We start from the raw sequence: 15,163 nt of genomic DNA on the forward strand, positions 1-15,163 counted from the left end.
GGGCGGTCGTCGGTGAAGCAGGAACCCCAGCGGGCGACCGCTGGAATCCCCCGCCTTTAGGTGAGGGAGGAAGTCAACGGGTGATCCTCGCATGCATGTCGACGGTGGTCCCGGCGGCACCGGGTTCGATGGTGACGTGGTGCATCAGGGCGCGCATCAGGGCGACGCCCCGGCCGCGATGGGGATTGGCCTCGGGCTGCGGGGGCTTCCAGCGGCCGGTGTCGGCGACGGTCAGGTGCAGGTCGCGGGCGGTGGCCACCGCCCGCAGGCGGATCGTGTGGCCGGGGGCGTGCCGATGGCCGTGCTCGATCGCGTTGGCGCAGGCCTCCCCGGCCGCGACGAGCACGTTCTGGATCATCGACGGGTTGAGCTCGCAACGGCTCAGCCAGTCGCGCAGGGCGGTGCGCACGGGCGCGAGCTGGCTGGACTCGGCCGGGAAGGTCACCTCCAGCGGCGCGGGCTGGCGGTACAGCACCAGGGCGACGTCGTCGTTGAAGCCGCTCTCCGGTGCCAGGCGGGTCATGACGCGGGTCGCCAGGTCCTCGATGGGGGTGGACCGGCCGTCCTGGACGGCGGCGCCGGCCTGGTCGATCCCGGCGGTCAGCGGGCGCCGGCGGCGTTCGACCAGCCCGTCGGTGTACAGCAGCAGGGTGGAGCGGGCCGGCATGGTGCACCCGGCCTCGGGCCGGGGGTGGCCGGGGCGTACGGCCAGCGGGGTGGAGCGGCCGCCCTCCAGCAGCAGCGTGGTGCCGTCGGGATGGGCCAGGATGCCAGGGGGGTGACCGGCGCTGGAGTAGACGAGCTCACCGGTGGCGGTGTCCAGGACACCGCAGAAGACGGTGGTGCACTTGGCGCCCGGGACGAGGGCGGCGAACCGGTCCAGCGCGCCGAGCACCTGGGCGGGGCCGGCGTCCTGCAGCAGCAGCGCGCGGCAGGCGCTGCGCAGTTGCCCCATGACGGCCGCGGCCTCCAGGCCCCGTCCCACGCAGTCGCCGACCACGATGGCGATGCGGTCGTCGGACAACGGCACGATGTCGTACCAGTCGCCGCCGACCTCCAGCGGGCGGGTGGCCGGCTCGTAGCGGACGGCGAAGCCGTCGGGCAGCCGGGACGGGCCGAGGATGGCGCGCTGGAGGGCGACGGCGGCCTCGCGCTGCTGATCGAGCTGGTGGGCCCGGTGCAGGCCCTGGCCGAGGCGGCCGGTCAGCAGCGCCAGCAGGGTCTGGTCCTCGGCGGTGAAGGGCCGCATCTGGTCCAGGTCGATCCAGACGGCCAGCAGCCCGTCGGGGTGCTCCAGGGTGATGCCGGCGCCGCCGGCCTCGTCGGCGAGCGGACGCAGCGGTGGATGGCCGCGCAGCTCAGTGATCTTCTCGCGGAGGTCCTCCGGCAGGTCCTGCCAGCGGAGGCCGGCCGAGCCGGGGACCGCCAGCACCGGCCGGTCGGCGTCCTCCTTCCACAGGACGGACAGCACCCGCCGGGCGTGCCAGACCTCCCGCAGCTCCTCCAGAGCCCCGGACAGCGTGTCGGACAGGCTGCCGGCCTGGGAGATGCGCATGCTCAGCGCGGCCAGCGCGCTCTCGCGCTGCACCAGGTAGTGCTCGGTGGTGACGTCGCGCAGGGTGCCCACGACCCGGCGGCGGCCGGTGTCGGGATCGGTGACGTCGTTGAAGGTGACCGCGACCCAGACCTGGTGGCCGTCGCGGTGGGTGACGGGGATCACGCAGCTGCCCTTGCCCTCGCTGACCAGCTGGGCGAAGGCCGCGCCCACCATCGCGTGGGCCTGGGGGTCGTCGGCCTCGTCCGGCCACCACGGGTGCAGCGGGGTGTAGGGCAGTCCTTCGGGGCCGTAGCCGAGGATGTCGGTGAACGCCGTGTTGATCTCGATGACGGCGCCGTTCTCGTCGGTGACGAAGAACGCCTCCTGCAGCGAGTCGATCATCGCGGCCCGCCACCGGGTGTGGTGGTTGCGCATCCGCGCCAGCTCGACGTTCGCCCGCACGCGGGCCAGCAGCTCGGCGGCGGAGAACGGCTTGACCAGGTAGTCGTCCGCGCCCGCCTCCAGTCCTTCGATGGAGGCCTCCTGCCCGGCGCGGGCCGACAGGAGCAGGACCGGCACCCCGGCGGTGCGCGGGTCGGCGCGCAGCGCGGCCACCAGCTGCAGGCCGTCCAGGCGCGGCATCATCACGTCGCTGACGAGCAGGTCCGGCGGGTCGGCGCGCACCGCCTCCAGCGCGGCCCGGCCGTCGTTCACCAGGGTGACCCGGTAGGACTGCCGCAGCAGCCGTGCCAGGTAGTCGCGCATGTCGGCGTTGTCGTCGGCGATCAGCACCCGGGGCGGGGCGCCGTCCTCCGGCGCAGGGGAGGACGCGCCGGTGGAGGCACCGGGGGCGTCCGCCTCCCGGGACGCCGTGCCGTCCGCGGGGAGCCAGCGCAGGGCCTCCTCGACGAACGGATCGGCGGCGGCCGGGCCCGTCTCCGCGGCTCCGGCCGGGACCAGGCCGTCGGCCGGCAGGTGATCGGACCCCAGGGGCAGCCGGATGGTGAAGGTCGTGCCCTTGCCCTCGACGCTGTCGGCGGTGATGGTGCCGCCGTGCAGGCCGACCAGCTCCTTCACCAGGGCCAGTCCGATGCCGCTGCCCTCGTTGGAGCGGGAGCGGGCGCTCTCGATGCGGTGGAAGCGCTCGAACAGGCGCGGCAGCTCGTCGGCGGGCACCCCGATGCCGGTGTCGGCGACCGTGACGACGGCGTGGCCGTCGCGGTGGCGCAGGCGGACGCCGATAGAGCCGTCGAAGGTGAACTTCAGGGCGTTGCTCAGCAGGTTGAGCACCACCTTCTCCCACATGCTCCGGTCGATGTGGACCGGTTCGGCCAGCGGCGGGCAGTCCACCTCGAAGGCCAGGCCGGCCTTGTCGATCGCGGAGCGGAAGACGCTGGCCAGCTCGGCGGTCACGGCGGCCAGGTCCACCGGCTCGTAGCGGGCCTGCATGCGGCCGGCCTCGATGCGGGAGAAGTCGAGGAGGGTGTTGACCAGCTTGCCCAGGCGCAGCCCGTTGCGGTGGACGATCTCCAGCTCCTCGTGCACCTGCGCGTCGGCGCCCTGCAGGCGGCTGCGCAGTTCCTGCACCGGCCCCATGATCAGCGTCAGGGGGGTGCGGAACTCGTGGCTGATGTTGGAGAAGAAGACGGTCTTGGCGCGGTCCAGCTCGGCCAGTTCCTCCGCTCGCCGCTGCTGGGCCTGGTAGCTGCGGGCGCTCGCGACCCCCGCCGCGACGTGTCCCGCGGCCAGCTCGATGAACCCCCGGTACCCCTGGTCCAGGGGCCGGTAGCGGTTGAGCGCGGCCACCAGGAACCCGTACGGCGCGCTGCCCTGCTGCAGCAGCGGCACCACCAGCGCGTGCGCGGGCGGCTCCGGCCAGTCGCCGGACGGCAGGCCGGGGGATCGGGCGCCGTCGAGCGGCACGAGCACCGGCTCCCCCCGGGTCAGCGCCGCCGCGGGCCACACCCCGTCCGGATCGCCGGGCGCGAGGACGGCGGGGGCGACCGGATGCCCGGCGGAGATCCCGGTCGTCCCGGCCAGCCGCGCGCGGCCGTCGTCGTCGAACAGATAGGTCAGCGTGAACGGGAGGTCGTGCCGGTTGCGGCCGAGCTGCCGGCAGGCGAAGGCGAGCATCTCCCGCTCGGTGCGGACCACGCTGGGATCGGAGCCGAGATCCCGCAGCGTCGCCATCCGCCGCTCGCCGATGACCCGCTCGGTGTCCTCGCTGACGACGCACAGCATGCCGACCACGGCGCCGGTGTCGTCGCGGAGGGGGCTGTAGGAGAAGGTGTGGTAGGTCTCCTCCGGGTAGCCGGACCGCTCCAGGAACAGCAGGAGCGCCTCGTCCCAGGTCGCCTCTCCCGTGGCCAGCACGGTGTCGATCCGCGGGCCGATGTCGCCCCAGATCTCCGCCCACACCTCGCCGGCCGGCCGGCCCAGCGCCCACGGGTATTTCTGCCCCAGGGTGTCGCGGCGGTAGGCCGCGTTGCAGAAGAACGTGAGCTCCGGCCCCCACGCCATCCACATGGGGAACCGGGACGACAGCAGGATGCTCACCGCGGTCCGCAGGCTCTGCGGCCACCCGTCCGGCGGCCCGAGCGGGGTCTCCCGCCAGTCCACTCTCGCCAGGTCCCGGCCGACCTCCTCGTCGGCGGCGAACACCGCGGCCCCGGCCGCTCCGGGCGACCCACGCTCAGCGTCGTCACAGCGCGTCATCGGACATCCTTTCGCTCACGCCGAGCACCCGTCCCACGCCGGACCCGTCACCGTGCCGCCACCCGCGGCGACGAGGACCGCGAGCGGCCGTCGGCCGCGCCGGCTCGCCGTCACCGGGAGACGGCGGTTCCGCCGATCGGCCGTTCCGCGCGGGCCGCCGGCGGTGCCGCGCCCTTCCGTACGGCTCGCCGCCTCGTCCGGCTCCCCGCGCCCTTCCGTACGGCTCGCCGCCTCGTCCGACTCCGCCGTGACCCCTGCATATGCGCTGGTCGACGACTTCACCGGCTCGGCCCGGCGGGTACGTAAGGATCAGCCCAACGGTTACGTAGGATAGGGCAAATCGTCCCGGGGCCCCTACGTGCGCCCCGCACACCGCGAGGAGCCGGGTGGGGAAGGAGACCGACGTCAGCACCGCCGACGGGGTGCGCCGCCCGGAGACCGCGCGCCGCCACGCCTTCCTCGACGCCCTCGGCGACGACGCCTTCGACCGGGCGACCTCGCCGGCCGGCGGCGGACACCCCCCGGCCCTGATCGTGCGTGCGGGCGGCGGCGTCGAGGCCGTCCACCCGGAGGGCGGGCAGCTGATCGGCATCCTGCGCGACTCCCGCTTCGCGCAGGTGAGCACCCGCCTGGACGCCGGGGACGCGCTGCTGCTGTACACCGACGGTCTGACCGAGGCCCGCACCGGGACCGGCTCCATGCTGGACGAGGAGGGCCTGACCGCCCATCTCGCCGCCGTCTCCCCCTCCGGCGCCGACGGTCTGCTGGCCGCCGTGCGTAAACTCATCGATGACCTGGGCGGCGGTGTGTCCGACGACACCGCGGTGCTCGCCCTGTCCGTCCCCGTCCGCTCGGCGGCCGTCCCCTCTCAGGAGCCCTGGTGCAGCATGACCACGGTCTGACCGTCACCCTCCAGCCGCACTCGCCGCGCCTTCAGGTGCTGGTCGTGGCCGGTGATCTGGATCACCACACCGCTCCCCGCCTGCGTGCGGCCCTGGACGAGCTCACGCTCGCCTCCGGCGCCGGGCTGGTGATCGATCTGTCGGGGCTGACGTTCTGCGACTCCACCGGCATCTCCCTGCTGGTCGCCGCGCACCAGCGCGCACAGGACGCCGGCGCCGCGCTGGCTCTGGCCGGTCTCGACCCCGACATCGCCAACGTCTTCCGGATCATGGGCCTGGACCGGTTGTTCTCCTCTTACGAGAACAGGGAGAAAGCCGTGGCCGCGCTGCAGTGAGCCCCACGGGGGCCCGGGGGTGCGGACCCGGTTCCCGGCGGCGGAGCGCCTACGGCGGCCCGTCGGCCGCCGCGCCCGGATCCCGGTCGGGCCGTTCTCGGCGGAAGGCCGCCACGCCCTCTTCGAGGGTCTCGCGGATGGCGAAGCGGTGCGCCAGGCCGGTCACCTCGAACAGGCGCCGCGGCAGGCTCTCGGGAGGGAGGACCAGCATCAGGCGGCCCTGGCGGGCGGTGATCTCGGCACGCAGCTTCAGCATGAGGGAGATCCCGGCCGTCGCCATGAACTTCAGCGGCGTGAGATCGATGATCAGTGACGGCGCCTCGGAGTCGAGCAGCGCGGCGTCCAACCGCGACCGGACGACGGGCGCGGTGTAGGCGTCCAGCTCGCCCACCAGGCGCAGGACCCGCGTGGCGCCTGTGCGCCAGCCCTGTACCTCCAGCACGGCCTCTGGACCACGGGTCACGGCGTCACTTCCCTCACACGGGGTCGATAACGATCCCTGACACGGTCCAGATTTCCGAACGGTGTTCAGTCTAAGGCCCGTCCCCGGCCGGGGGCACGTCGGCGGCCGGGCCGGTCGGCGATCCGCCCGTCCGGGGCGCCGCGCCCCGGACGAGCGGATCCGGAGGAGGCCGGGACGGACCCGGGATCAACGGGACGGGCTGCGGGATCAACGGGACGGGTCCCGGGGATCAGGCGGGGATCGAGACGCCGACGCCGCCGCGGGTGTGCGCGCCGTACCGCTCCTTCTCGCGGGCGATGTCCAGCGGCCGGATCCGGGACCGGCCCGCCAGGACCTCCTCGGTGACCAGGTCGGCCGGGAGCAGCCAGGAGACCTCGAACTCCAGGCCGTCGGGGTCCCTGGCGTACAGCGCCTTGGTGGTGGAGTGGTCGGAGGCGCCCGCCAGGGCGTCGAGCCCGCTCAGCCTGACGGCGATCCGCTCCAGCTCCGCCAGGGTGTCCACCTCCCAGGCCAGGTGGTAGAGGCCGACGGTCGAGCGCCCGGCGGTGGAGGGACCGGCCTGGGCGCCGATCTCGAAGAGGCCGAGGTCGTGGTCGTTGCCGGACCCCTCGGCCTGGAGGAACGCCGCGCCCGGCATGCCCATGACGACCCGGAAGCCGAGGGCCTCCTGGTAGAAGGCGACGCTGCGCTCGACGTCGCGCACGTACAGGACCGCGTGGTTGAGCCGCTGGACCGGCATGGTGACCCCCTGGATGCCTGAAATGTTGAACTCTCAAGTACTTTAACCCCAAAAACTTGAGAGTTCAACTAAACTGGCTCCGTGACGAGATGGCTGGACGAAGACGAGCAGTACGTGTGGCGGTCCTTCCTGGCGGCCACCCAGGCGATCCAGGAGGAGCTGGACCGCCAGTTGCAGCGGGACTCCGGCATGCCGCACGCCTACTACGCGGTGCTGGTGCGGCTGTCGGAGGCGCCGGAGCGCCGGATGCGGATGAGTGAACTGGCCGCCGGGGTCAACTCCTCGCAGAGCAGGCTCTCCCACGCGGTCGCGCGGCTGGAGGAGCGCGGCTGGGTGCGGCGCCTGCCCTGCCCGGCGGACCGGCGGGTGAGCTGGGCCGCGCTCACCGACGCCGGCCACGACGTGCTCGCCGCCGCCGCGCCCGGACACGTCGAGGCCGTACGGCGCTGCCTGTTCGACCGGCTCACCCCCGAGCAGACCGGGCAGCTCGCCGCGATCTGCGCGGCCGTCCTGGGGGACGGGACCGCCGGAGCCGGCTCCGCCTGACGGCTCACCGCGCCCCTGGAACCGGCCGTGCGGTGCGTCCCGCCGGGCGTCGTCCGCCGGCCCATGCGCCATGCGGTGTCCCGGTCACCTGTCCGGCCGGTGGCCCGGTCACCTGCCGGATGCCGGCCCGGCGGCCTCCTCCGTGGCGTTTCCGGTTGCGGTGTGGAGGACCTCACGGGCCTGCTCGGCGGCGCGGGCGGTGCTCTCGCTATCGAGGTGACGGTCCGGCTGCCCGCCGGGTCCCGCATCGGGGCCAAGGCGGCCGCCGCCGAGTTCCGGGCGGTCGGACGGCTGGGCGAGGTGGCCTTCGAGGGAGCGCAGGGCCAGATCAAGGTCGACGAGGCCGCCGGCGTCTCGGCCTCCCTGAACGCCGGCACCGGCTACGGCCGCATCGACAACGCCCTCGCCAGCAACGGCGCCCCCGAGCTCGACATCCACGCCACCACCGCCTACGGCGACATCGTCGCCCGCAGCCTCTGACCCGGAGTCCTTCGGGGAGCACCGGCCTGGCGGGCCCGGCCACCGCGGCGCGCGGGCCGCGCAGGTCCTGCGGCGACAAGGTCGTGCTCGACGGCGCCGGCCTGGTAGTGCTCGACGGCGCCGCCCTGGTCGGCGCGGCCCGCGAACCCGCCGCGACCCACGCGGAGACGGTTCATGTCGCGGCCAGATGGGCCACCGGGTCGGCGATGATCCGGTGGATCACCTGCCCCGCCGCGCCCAGGGTCGCCGCGTCGCCGCCGAGGCGGGAGACGGCCAGGTCGGGTACGGCGTCGCGGATCGCCGCCAGCCGGGCGGCCGTGGTCTCGCGCACGGCGCCGGAGATCCACGGGAAGAGCGGGGCGAAGACGCCGCCCAGCACGATCGTGCCGGGGTCGAACAGGTGGACGGCGGAGGTCAGCGCCAGGCCGAGCGCGTGCCCGGCGCGCTCGCAGGCGGTCAGCGCCGCCGCGTCCCCGTCGCGGAGGCGGCCGGTCAGCTCCTCGACGGTGCCGGCTCCGGCGGCGCGGAGCAGCGCCTCCTGCCCGGCGTACTGCTCCAGGCAGCCCCGGCCGCCGCAGCGGCAGGGCGGGCCGTCGGGGAAGACGACCACGTGGCCGAGCTCGCCGGCGAGCCCGTGGGAGCCCCGGAAGAGCGCACCGCCGACGACGAGGCCGGCGCCGATGCCGATCTCCCCGGAGACGTGGAGGAAGTCGCGGTGGCCGGAACCGAACCAGAGCTCGCCCAGGGCGGCCAGGTTGGCCTCGTTGTCCACGGTCGGCAACGGGACCGGGGCGGGCCCGGCGGGACCGGCCGGGTCCCCGGCGGCGGTCCCCCCGGTGGTCGCCCCGGTGGTCGCGGCGCCGGTCGTCGTGCCGGCCGCGATGGCCGGGGGGAACGGGGGGCCCGACGGGGCCAGGAGATCGTCCAGGAGCTCGCCGACGTGCACGTCCCGCCAGCCGAGGTTGGGGGCGCTGTGCACCAGCCCGTCGTCCACGGGGCCGGGGACGGCGAGGGTCGATCCGGCGACCACCAGGCCCATCGAGCGAACTTCGTCCACAGCCTCACGAGCGAGTTCTCGCAGGTGGCGTAGGGTTTCCACAGGCGAGGCGGCCCGGTTGTCCACAGCCTGTGCACGGCGCAGCCGCACCTCCAGGGTGAGGTCCACGACGCAGGCGGAGAGGTAGTCGACGTTGATCTCCAGGCCGAGCGCCGCGACCCGTCCGCCGCTGAGCGCGACCGCGGTGCCCGGCCGGCCGCGCTCGCCCCGGGACGGGACCCCGGTCTCGGTGACCATGCCCGCGGCGAGCAGGTCGGCGACCATCTTGGAGACCGTGGTCTTGGTCAGCCCGGTCATCTCGGCCAGCGCGGCCCGGGTGACCGGCCCGCTCCGCCGGACCTCGCCCAGGACCACCCCCAGGTTGCGGGCGCGCATCGAGTCGTGGCGTACGGCCTGCGTCATGGAACACCCACCTCTTGACGATCCCACTTCCAGGACGCATATTAAATCCATTAAGTGGACTAAATCGGAGGACCGGCCCATGAACGCCTACACGCCCACCCCGCAGGACCGCTTCACCTTCGGCCTGTGGACGGTCGGATGGTCGGCGCGCGACCCGTTCGGCGACGCCACCCGGGCCGCCCTCGACCCGGTGGAGACCGTGCACCGGCTCAGCGAGCTCGGCGCCTACGGCGTGACCTTCCACGACGACGACCTGCTCGCCGTCGAGCCCGACCGGGACAAGGCGATCGAGCGCTTCAAGGGCGCCCTGGCCGAGACCGGCCTGAAGGTCCCGATGGCCACCACCAACCTGTTCACCCACCCCGTCTTCAAGGACGGCGGGTTCACCAGCAACGACCGCGACGTCCGGCGCCACGCCCTGCGCAAGGTCATCCGCAACATCGACCTGGCCGCCGAGCTGGGTGCGACCACCTACGTGCTGTGGGGCGGCCGCGAGGGCGCCGAGTCCGACGCCGCCAAGGACGTCAAGGCCGCGCTCGACCGCTACAAGGAGGGCCTCGACCTGCTGACCTCCTATGTGATCGACAAGGGCTACGACATCCGGTTCGCCCTGGAGCCCAAGCCGAACGAGCCGCGCGGCGACATCCTGCTCCCGACGATCGGCCACGCGCTGGCCTTCATCAACGAGCTGGAGCACTCCGAGCGGGTGGGCCTCAACCCCGAGGTCGGCCACGAGCAGATGGCCGGGCTGAACTTCGTGCACGGCATCGCCCAGGCGCTCTGGCACGGCAAGCTCTTCCACATCGACCTGAACGGCCAGCACGGTCCCAAGTACGACCAGGACCTGATCTTCGGCCACGGCGACGTGAAAAGCGCGTTCTTCCTGGTCGACCTGCTGGAGAACGAGGGCTACGAGGGCCCCCGCCACTTCGACTACAAGCCGCTGCGCACCGACGACGCCTCCGACGTGTGGGAGTCGGCCGCCGCCAACATGCGCACCTACCTGATCCTCAAGGAGAAGTCCGCGGCCTTCCGCGCCGACCCCGAGGTGCAGGAGGCGCTGGCCGCCAGCCGGGTCGGCGAGCTGTCGCAGCCCACCCTGGCCCCCGGCGAGACCCTCGACGACCTGGCCCGCGACGACTTCGACCTGGACGCCGCCGCCGAGCGCGGCTTCCACTTCACCCGGCTCAACCAGCTCGCGCTGGAGCACCTCCTCGGAGTGCGCGGATGACCGGTGCGCGAACCCTCGTGGCCGGGGTGGACTCCTCCACCCAGAGCTGCAAGGTGGTGATCAGGGACGCCGCGACCGGCGCCCTGGTCCGCCAGGGCCGGGCCGCCCACCCCGAGGGGACCGAGGTCGACCCCGAGGCCTGGTGGACGGCCCTGGGCGAGGCCGTGGACCGGGCGGGCGGGCTGGACGACGTCGCGGCCGTCAGCGTGGCGGCGCAGCAGCACGGCATGGTCTGCCTGGACGAGTCCGGGCAGGTCGTGCGCGACGCCCTGCTGTGGAACGACACCCGCTCGGCGCAGGCCGCGGCCGACCTGGTCGCGGAGCTGGGCGGACCGGCGGCGTGGGCGGCGGCGGTCGGCAGCGTGCCGGTCGCGTCGTTCACCGTGAGCAAGCTGCGCTGGCTGGCCGAGCACGAGCCGGACAGCGCCCGCCGCACGGCCTCGGTCTGCCTGCCGCACGACTGGCTTACCTGGCGGCTGGCCGGGCGGTCGGGGGCGCCCGTCACCGACCGCGGTGACGCCTCCGGGACCGGCTACTGGTCGCCCGCGACCGGGTCCTACCGCACCGACCTGCTCAAGGCCGCCCTCGGCTCCGTCCCGCAGCTCCCTCAGGTGCTGAACCCCCGGGACGGTGCGGGCGAGGTCCGCCTCGCCCGCGACCCCCGCGCGCAGGCATGGGGGAGCGCCCCGGTCCCGGACGGAGCACTGCTCGCTCCCGGGACCGGGGACAACATGGCCGCCGCCCTCGGGGTGGGCGCGCGGCCGGGCGACGTGGTGGTGTCCGTCGGCACGTCGGGGACGGCGTTCGCGGTGGCCGAGGCGCCGAGCGCGGACCCGAGCGGGGCCGTGGCCGGGTTCGCCGACGCGACCGGCCGGTTCCTGCCGCTGGTGTGCACGCTCAACGCGGCGCGGGTCCTCGACGCGGCCGCCCGGCTGCTCGGGGTCGGCCTCGACCGGCTGGGCGAGCTGGCCCTGGCCGCTCCGGCGGGGGCCGGCGGGCTGGTCTGCGTGCCGTACCTCGAAGGGGAGCGGACCCCGAACCTGCCGGACGCGACCGGGGCGCTGCACGGGCTGACCCTGGAGACCTCCACCCCCGGCCACCTGGCCAGGGCGGCGGTCGAGGGCATGCTCTGCCACCTGGCCGACGCCTTCGACGCCCTCGGACTGGACCCGGCCCGGGTGCTGCTCGTCGGCGGCGGAGCCCGGTCGGAGGCCGTACGGCGGATCGCCCCGGCGGTCTTCGGACGGCCGGTGGTCGTGCCCGAGCCGGGGGAGTACGTCGCGGACGGCGCGGCGCGGCAGGCCGCCTGGCTGCTGGCCGGCACCGACGAGCCCCCGGCCTGGGAGGGCGGCGCGCCGGCCCGCTACGAGGCCGACCCGCTCCCGGAGATCCGGGCCCGCTACGCCGAGGTCCGCCCGCTCGGCTGACCCTCCGCGTCCCCGGGACGCCGCCTCCCGGAGATCCGGGGCCGCGTCTCAGGGGCGCGTCAGGGTCGGATCAGGGGTCGATCCCGATGTCCGCGGGCACGCCTGGAGGGCAGTCTGGGCATCATGCTCCGGTTGAAGATGCTCTATCCGCTGATCGCCTGCGCGGGGATCCTGATCGCGGCCGTCGCGGCCGTGGTCGGGCAGATCGACCCTGATCCGTACCTGGACCCGCTCAACCTGACGATCAGCGAGTACGCCGTGCTCGACCGGGGCGGGGCGACCGAGTTCGCCATGATGTCGCTGGGGGTGGCGTCCTTCGCACTGGTCGCCGGGTTGCGGTCGGTGCGGGCGCCGGTGGGGACGGCGGCGGAGCGGCTGATGCTGGTGTGGAGCGCGGCGCTGGTGCTCATCGCGGTGGTGCCGACCGTCGCGCCGGGGATGGTGCTGGACCTCGGCGCCCAGGTCCACCGCTACGTCTCGGTCGGCGCGTTCGCCGCGATGCCGGTGGCGGGGATGCTCATGGTGACGAGCCTGTCGCAGGACGAGCGGTGGCGGGCGGCGGCCAGGCCGGTGGAGTGGCTCTCGCTGGCCGGGGGGTTCGGCCTCCTGGCGATCACCTACGTGGCGCTCCCCGGGGACCGGGTGCTGATCGGCCTGGTCGAGCGGGTGCTGCTGGGCGCCGAGGTCGCTCTGGTCGCGGTGCTGGCGGTGCGGCTGCTCCAGCTGACCTGGATCCGGAGCACGAGCACCCACGCCTCGCAGGCCGTTCTGGGATGACATGCCCCTCTTGGAGTCACTCGTCACACTGGTGCGACTTGTCACACTCCATGACTATTTCCTGACTTATCACAAATAGGACACAGATACCGGGAACTGACAGTGCTATCCTCATCGCCGATCCAGTGATCGCCCTGCGGGGTCCTCCCCGCCGGTGCGCCCAGGCTGAACCGTCGAGGTGACATGGCATCGAGCAGGTCCATCCGGTTCAAGCTCTCGGTGCTGCTGGTGACCCCCCTCGCCTCGCTGGTGGCCCTGTGGGGCTTCGGCGCCGTCGTGACCGTGGGCGACTCGGTGGGCCTGCTCAACGCCGGCACCCTCCAGGAGACCGTCGCCGAGCCCGCCGACGACCTGGTCCTCGCCCTGCAGCGCGAACACCTGCTCTCGACCGAGTACATGGTGACCCGCTCGCCCGCCGACCGCGGCGGGCTCGACGCCCAGCGGATGATCACCGACCAGGCCCGCGCCCGGCTCCGCGCGGAGTCCGCCGTGGACGCCGCCCAGTCGATCATGAGCCCGCGCACGAAGGCCCACTACGACGAGCTGATGGTCCGCGCCGGGCGGATCGACGAGCTGCGTGCCCGGATCGACCAGGGCCGGATCGGTTTCATCGCCCTCTCCCGCGAGTTCGGGCTGGTGCCCGACGCGGTGCGGCGTTTCGGCAACAGCCTCGGCTCCGGCGACGACCCCGAGATCTACCAGCAGGCCCGCGCGCTGGCCGCGATCGACCAGGCCAAGGACTTCCTCAGTCGCGAGCGGGCGCTCGGCATCGGGGTGCTGGCGCTGGAGCGCCCGCTGTCGAGCGGGGAGCTGAGCCTGTTCACCCAGCTGTCCGCCAAGCGCGCCTTCCTGCTGGAGCAGGGGCTGGCGGAGCTGGGACCGGAGTTGCGCGGCTCCGTCGCCGAGGTGGCCTCCTCCCCGCTGCACGACCGCTTCAGCGCGATGGAGAAGCGGCTGCTGGACGGCTCCACCGTCTCGGGCGTCGACTGGCGGTCCGTCACCGACCGGCTGGACGCGGCCTTCCAGATCGCCGTCACCAGGTCCTCTGCCGCCCTGGCCGACAAGGCGGGCCCGGCGGTCACCGCGACGTACGTCAGGGCCGGGATCGCCGGGGCGCTCGGGCTCGTCGCGGTCATCGTCTCGCTGGTCGTCTCCTACCGGGTGGGCCGCGGGCTCACCCGCGAGCTGGCGGGCCTGCGGCGGGCCGCCGTGGAACTGGCCGAGGTGCGGATCCCCGACGTCATGGAGAGACTGCGGCGGGGCGAACGGGTGGACGCGGAGGCGGAGGCGCCGCCGCTGGAGGGGCTGGGCAGCACCTCCGAGGTCCACGCCGTCGCCGCCGCCTTCGACAGCGTCCAGCACCGCGCCCTGGACGCCGCCGTGGAGCAGGCCAGGCTGCGCGAGGGCGTGGCGCATGCCTTCCGCAACCTCGCCCGGCGCAAGCAGGGCCTGCTCCAACGGCAACTCAAGCTGCTCGACGGGATGCAGCGGCAGGCCGAGGACGCCGAGACGCTGGAGAAGCTCTTCACCCTCGACCACCTGACCACCCGCATGCGCCGCCACGCCGAGGGCCTGGTGATCCTGTCCGGCGGGACGGCGGGCCGCAGGTGGCGGTCGGCCGTGCCCATGGAGGACGTGCTGCGCGGCGCGGCCGCCCAGGTCGAGGACTACGCGCGGGTGCGGATCTACCCGATGCCGGGCGGCACGCTGCCCGGTGACGCGGTCGCGGACATGATGCACCTGTTCGCCGAGATCATCGAGAACGCGACGGTCTTCTCCCCGCCCGGGGGCGAGGTCTCGATCCGGGGGGCGCTCGTCCCCCGCGGCTTCGCGGTCGAGATCGAGGACCGGGGCCTGGGCCTGGCGAAGGAGCGGCGCGACGCGATCAACGCGCGGCTGGCCAGCCCGCCGGAGTTCGACCCGGCGGAGACCGACCGGCTGGGTTTCGCGGTGGTCGGCCTGCTGGCGGCCCGGTACGGGGTCGGCGTGACGCTGCGGCCCTCGCCGTACGGCGGGACCGCGGTGACGGTGCTGATCCCCGCGAGCCTGCTGGGCGCGCCCGAGCCGGACCCCGGACCGTCGGAGCCCTCCACGGCGGCGCACCAGGCGTCCTCAGCACCCGCGACGGCCTCGGGGACCGGCCGGGTCCGGCTCGTCGGGGCCGCGGAGACCGCCGAGACCGCGGCGCCCGCCGGGTACGGCGAGGGCGCCGGACTCGCGGGCGTCCCCGGGTCCGCCGGAGCCGGAGACCCGGGCCCCCCCGGCCCGGCCGGAGAGGCGGTGCGGGTTCCGGCCGCACGGGCGCATTCGGTGCTGGACGCGCGCAGGACACCGCAGCGGCGGAGTGGCGGGCTGCCCCGCCGGGTACGCCAGGCCAATCTGACGCCGCAGCTGCGTCAGGAGACGGAAGCGGTCCCCGAGGCCGAGACCAGGGTCGCCGAAGTGGAGGAGAGGTCGCCGGAGGAGGCGAGGGCGTTGCTGAACTCGCTTCAGGCGGGATGGCGGCGCGGGCGGTCGGAGAGCGAACACAACGGTGGGGAAGGGGCTTGACC

At 74.1% G+C, this 15,163-nt stretch carries 12 protein-coding genes; 8 read left to right on the top strand and 4 right to left on the bottom strand.

The window, feature by feature from the left end:
- Positions 1 to 73 precede the first annotated feature (73 nt).
- Positions 74 to 4,252 (bottom strand): SpoIIE family protein phosphatase, encoded by a 4,179-nt coding sequence (locus IEZ06_RS32890; protein WP_189240576.1) that lies wholly within the window; start codon positions 4,250 to 4,252, stop codon positions 74 to 76.
- Positions 4,253 to 4,638: 386 nt separating this feature from the next.
- Between IEZ06_RS32890 and IEZ06_RS32895 the strand changes: the two genes are divergently transcribed.
- Both IEZ06_RS32895 and IEZ06_RS32900 read left to right on the top strand, forming a co-directional pair.
- Positions 4,639 to 5,154, top strand: coding sequence for a PP2C family protein-serine/threonine phosphatase (locus IEZ06_RS32895; protein ID WP_189240577.1), 516 nt, complete (start codon positions 4,639 to 4,641; stop codon positions 5,152 to 5,154).
- Positions 5,133 to 5,489: an STAS domain-containing protein gene (locus IEZ06_RS32900; protein ID WP_229799042.1), complete on the top strand. Its 357-nt coding sequence runs from the start codon at positions 5,133 to 5,135 to the stop codon at positions 5,487 to 5,489. The genes IEZ06_RS32895 and IEZ06_RS32900 overlap by 22 nt, the downstream gene beginning before the upstream one ends.
- Before the next feature lie 49 nt (positions 5,490 to 5,538).
- Here IEZ06_RS32900 and IEZ06_RS32905 read toward each other — a convergent pair whose 3' ends face one another.
- Positions 5,539 to 5,952, bottom strand: a complete 414-nt coding sequence (locus tag IEZ06_RS32905; RefSeq protein ID WP_189240578.1) for an STAS domain-containing protein — start codon at positions 5,950 to 5,952, stop codon at positions 5,539 to 5,541.
- Between the two features lie 229 nt (positions 5,953 to 6,181).
- Positions 6,182 to 6,691 (bottom strand): VOC family protein, encoded by a 510-nt coding sequence (locus IEZ06_RS32910; protein ID WP_189240579.1) that lies wholly within the window; start codon positions 6,689 to 6,691, stop codon positions 6,182 to 6,184.
- 81 nt (positions 6,692 to 6,772) lie between these two features.
- Between IEZ06_RS32910 and IEZ06_RS32915 the strand changes: the two genes are divergently transcribed.
- Together IEZ06_RS32915 and IEZ06_RS36905 are read left to right on the top strand one after the other, a co-directional pair.
- Positions 6,773 to 7,237 (top strand): MarR family winged helix-turn-helix transcriptional regulator, encoded by a 465-nt coding sequence (locus tag IEZ06_RS32915; protein ID WP_189240580.1) that lies wholly within the window; start codon positions 6,773 to 6,775, stop codon positions 7,235 to 7,237.
- Between the two features lie 162 nt (positions 7,238 to 7,399).
- The gene (locus IEZ06_RS36905; protein ID WP_307811759.1) at positions 7,400 to 7,717 is read left to right on the top strand and encodes a hypothetical protein; all 318 of its coding nucleotides are present in this window, start codon (positions 7,400 to 7,402) and stop codon (positions 7,715 to 7,717) included.
- 172 nt (positions 7,718 to 7,889) lie between these two features.
- Here the strand turns inward: IEZ06_RS36905 and IEZ06_RS32925 are convergent, their stop codons facing one another.
- Positions 7,890 to 9,176, bottom strand: a complete 1,287-nt coding sequence (locus IEZ06_RS32925) for an ROK family transcriptional regulator (protein ID WP_189240581.1) — start codon at positions 9,174 to 9,176, stop codon at positions 7,890 to 7,892.
- Positions 9,177 to 9,255: 79 nt separating this feature from the next.
- Between IEZ06_RS32925 and xylA the strand changes: the two genes are divergently transcribed.
- The 4 genes from xylA to IEZ06_RS32945 all read left to right on the top strand — a co-directional run bounded on the left by xylA (position 9,256) and on the right by IEZ06_RS32945 (position 15,161).
- Positions 9,256 to 10,407, top strand: a complete 1,152-nt coding sequence (gene xylA, locus IEZ06_RS32930; protein ID WP_189240582.1) for a xylose isomerase — start codon at positions 9,256 to 9,258, stop codon at positions 10,405 to 10,407.
- On the top strand, positions 10,404 to 11,834 hold the full coding sequence (gene xylB / locus IEZ06_RS32935; RefSeq protein ID WP_189240583.1) for a xylulokinase: 1,431 nt from the start codon (positions 10,404 to 10,406) through the stop codon (positions 11,832 to 11,834). Before xylA ends, xylB begins: the two co-directional genes overlap by 4 nt.
- Before the next feature lie 123 nt (positions 11,835 to 11,957).
- On the top strand, positions 11,958 to 12,611 hold the full coding sequence (locus tag IEZ06_RS32940; protein ID WP_189240584.1) for a DUF998 domain-containing protein: 654 nt from the start codon (positions 11,958 to 11,960) through the stop codon (positions 12,609 to 12,611).
- A 183-nt stretch (positions 12,612 to 12,794) separates the two neighbouring features.
- Entirely contained in the window at positions 12,795 to 15,161 is a 2,367-nt protein-coding gene (locus IEZ06_RS32945; RefSeq protein WP_189240585.1) for a sensor histidine kinase, read from the top strand.
- Positions 15,162 to 15,163 lie beyond the last annotated feature (2 nt).

The organism is Planomonospora antibiotica, from assembly GCF_014647955.1.
Lineage (GTDB): Bacteria > Actinomycetota > Actinomycetes > Streptosporangiales > Streptosporangiaceae > Planomonospora > Planomonospora parontospora.

Coding starts and splice junctions, on each gene's coding strand:
- IEZ06_RS32890 (WP_189240576.1), bottom strand. CDS start 4,252: ATGACGCGCTGTGACGACGCTGAGCGTGGGTCGCCCGGAGCGGCCGGG.
- IEZ06_RS32910 (WP_189240579.1), bottom strand. CDS start 6,691: ATGCCGGTCCAGCGGCTCAACCACGCGGTCCTGTACGTGCGCGACGTC.
- IEZ06_RS32925 (WP_189240581.1), bottom strand. CDS start 9,176: ATGACGCAGGCCGTACGCCACGACTCGATGCGCGCCCGCAACCTGGGG.
- xylA (WP_189240582.1), top strand. CDS start 9,256: ATGAACGCCTACACGCCCACCCCGCAGGACCGCTTCACCTTCGGCCTG.
- xylB (WP_189240583.1), top strand. CDS start 10,404: ATGACCGGTGCGCGAACCCTCGTGGCCGGGGTGGACTCCTCCACCCAG.
- IEZ06_RS32940 (WP_189240584.1), top strand. CDS start 11,958: ATGCTCCGGTTGAAGATGCTCTATCCGCTGATCGCCTGCGCGGGGATC.
- IEZ06_RS32945 (WP_189240585.1), top strand. CDS start 12,795: ATGGCATCGAGCAGGTCCATCCGGTTCAAGCTCTCGGTGCTGCTGGTG.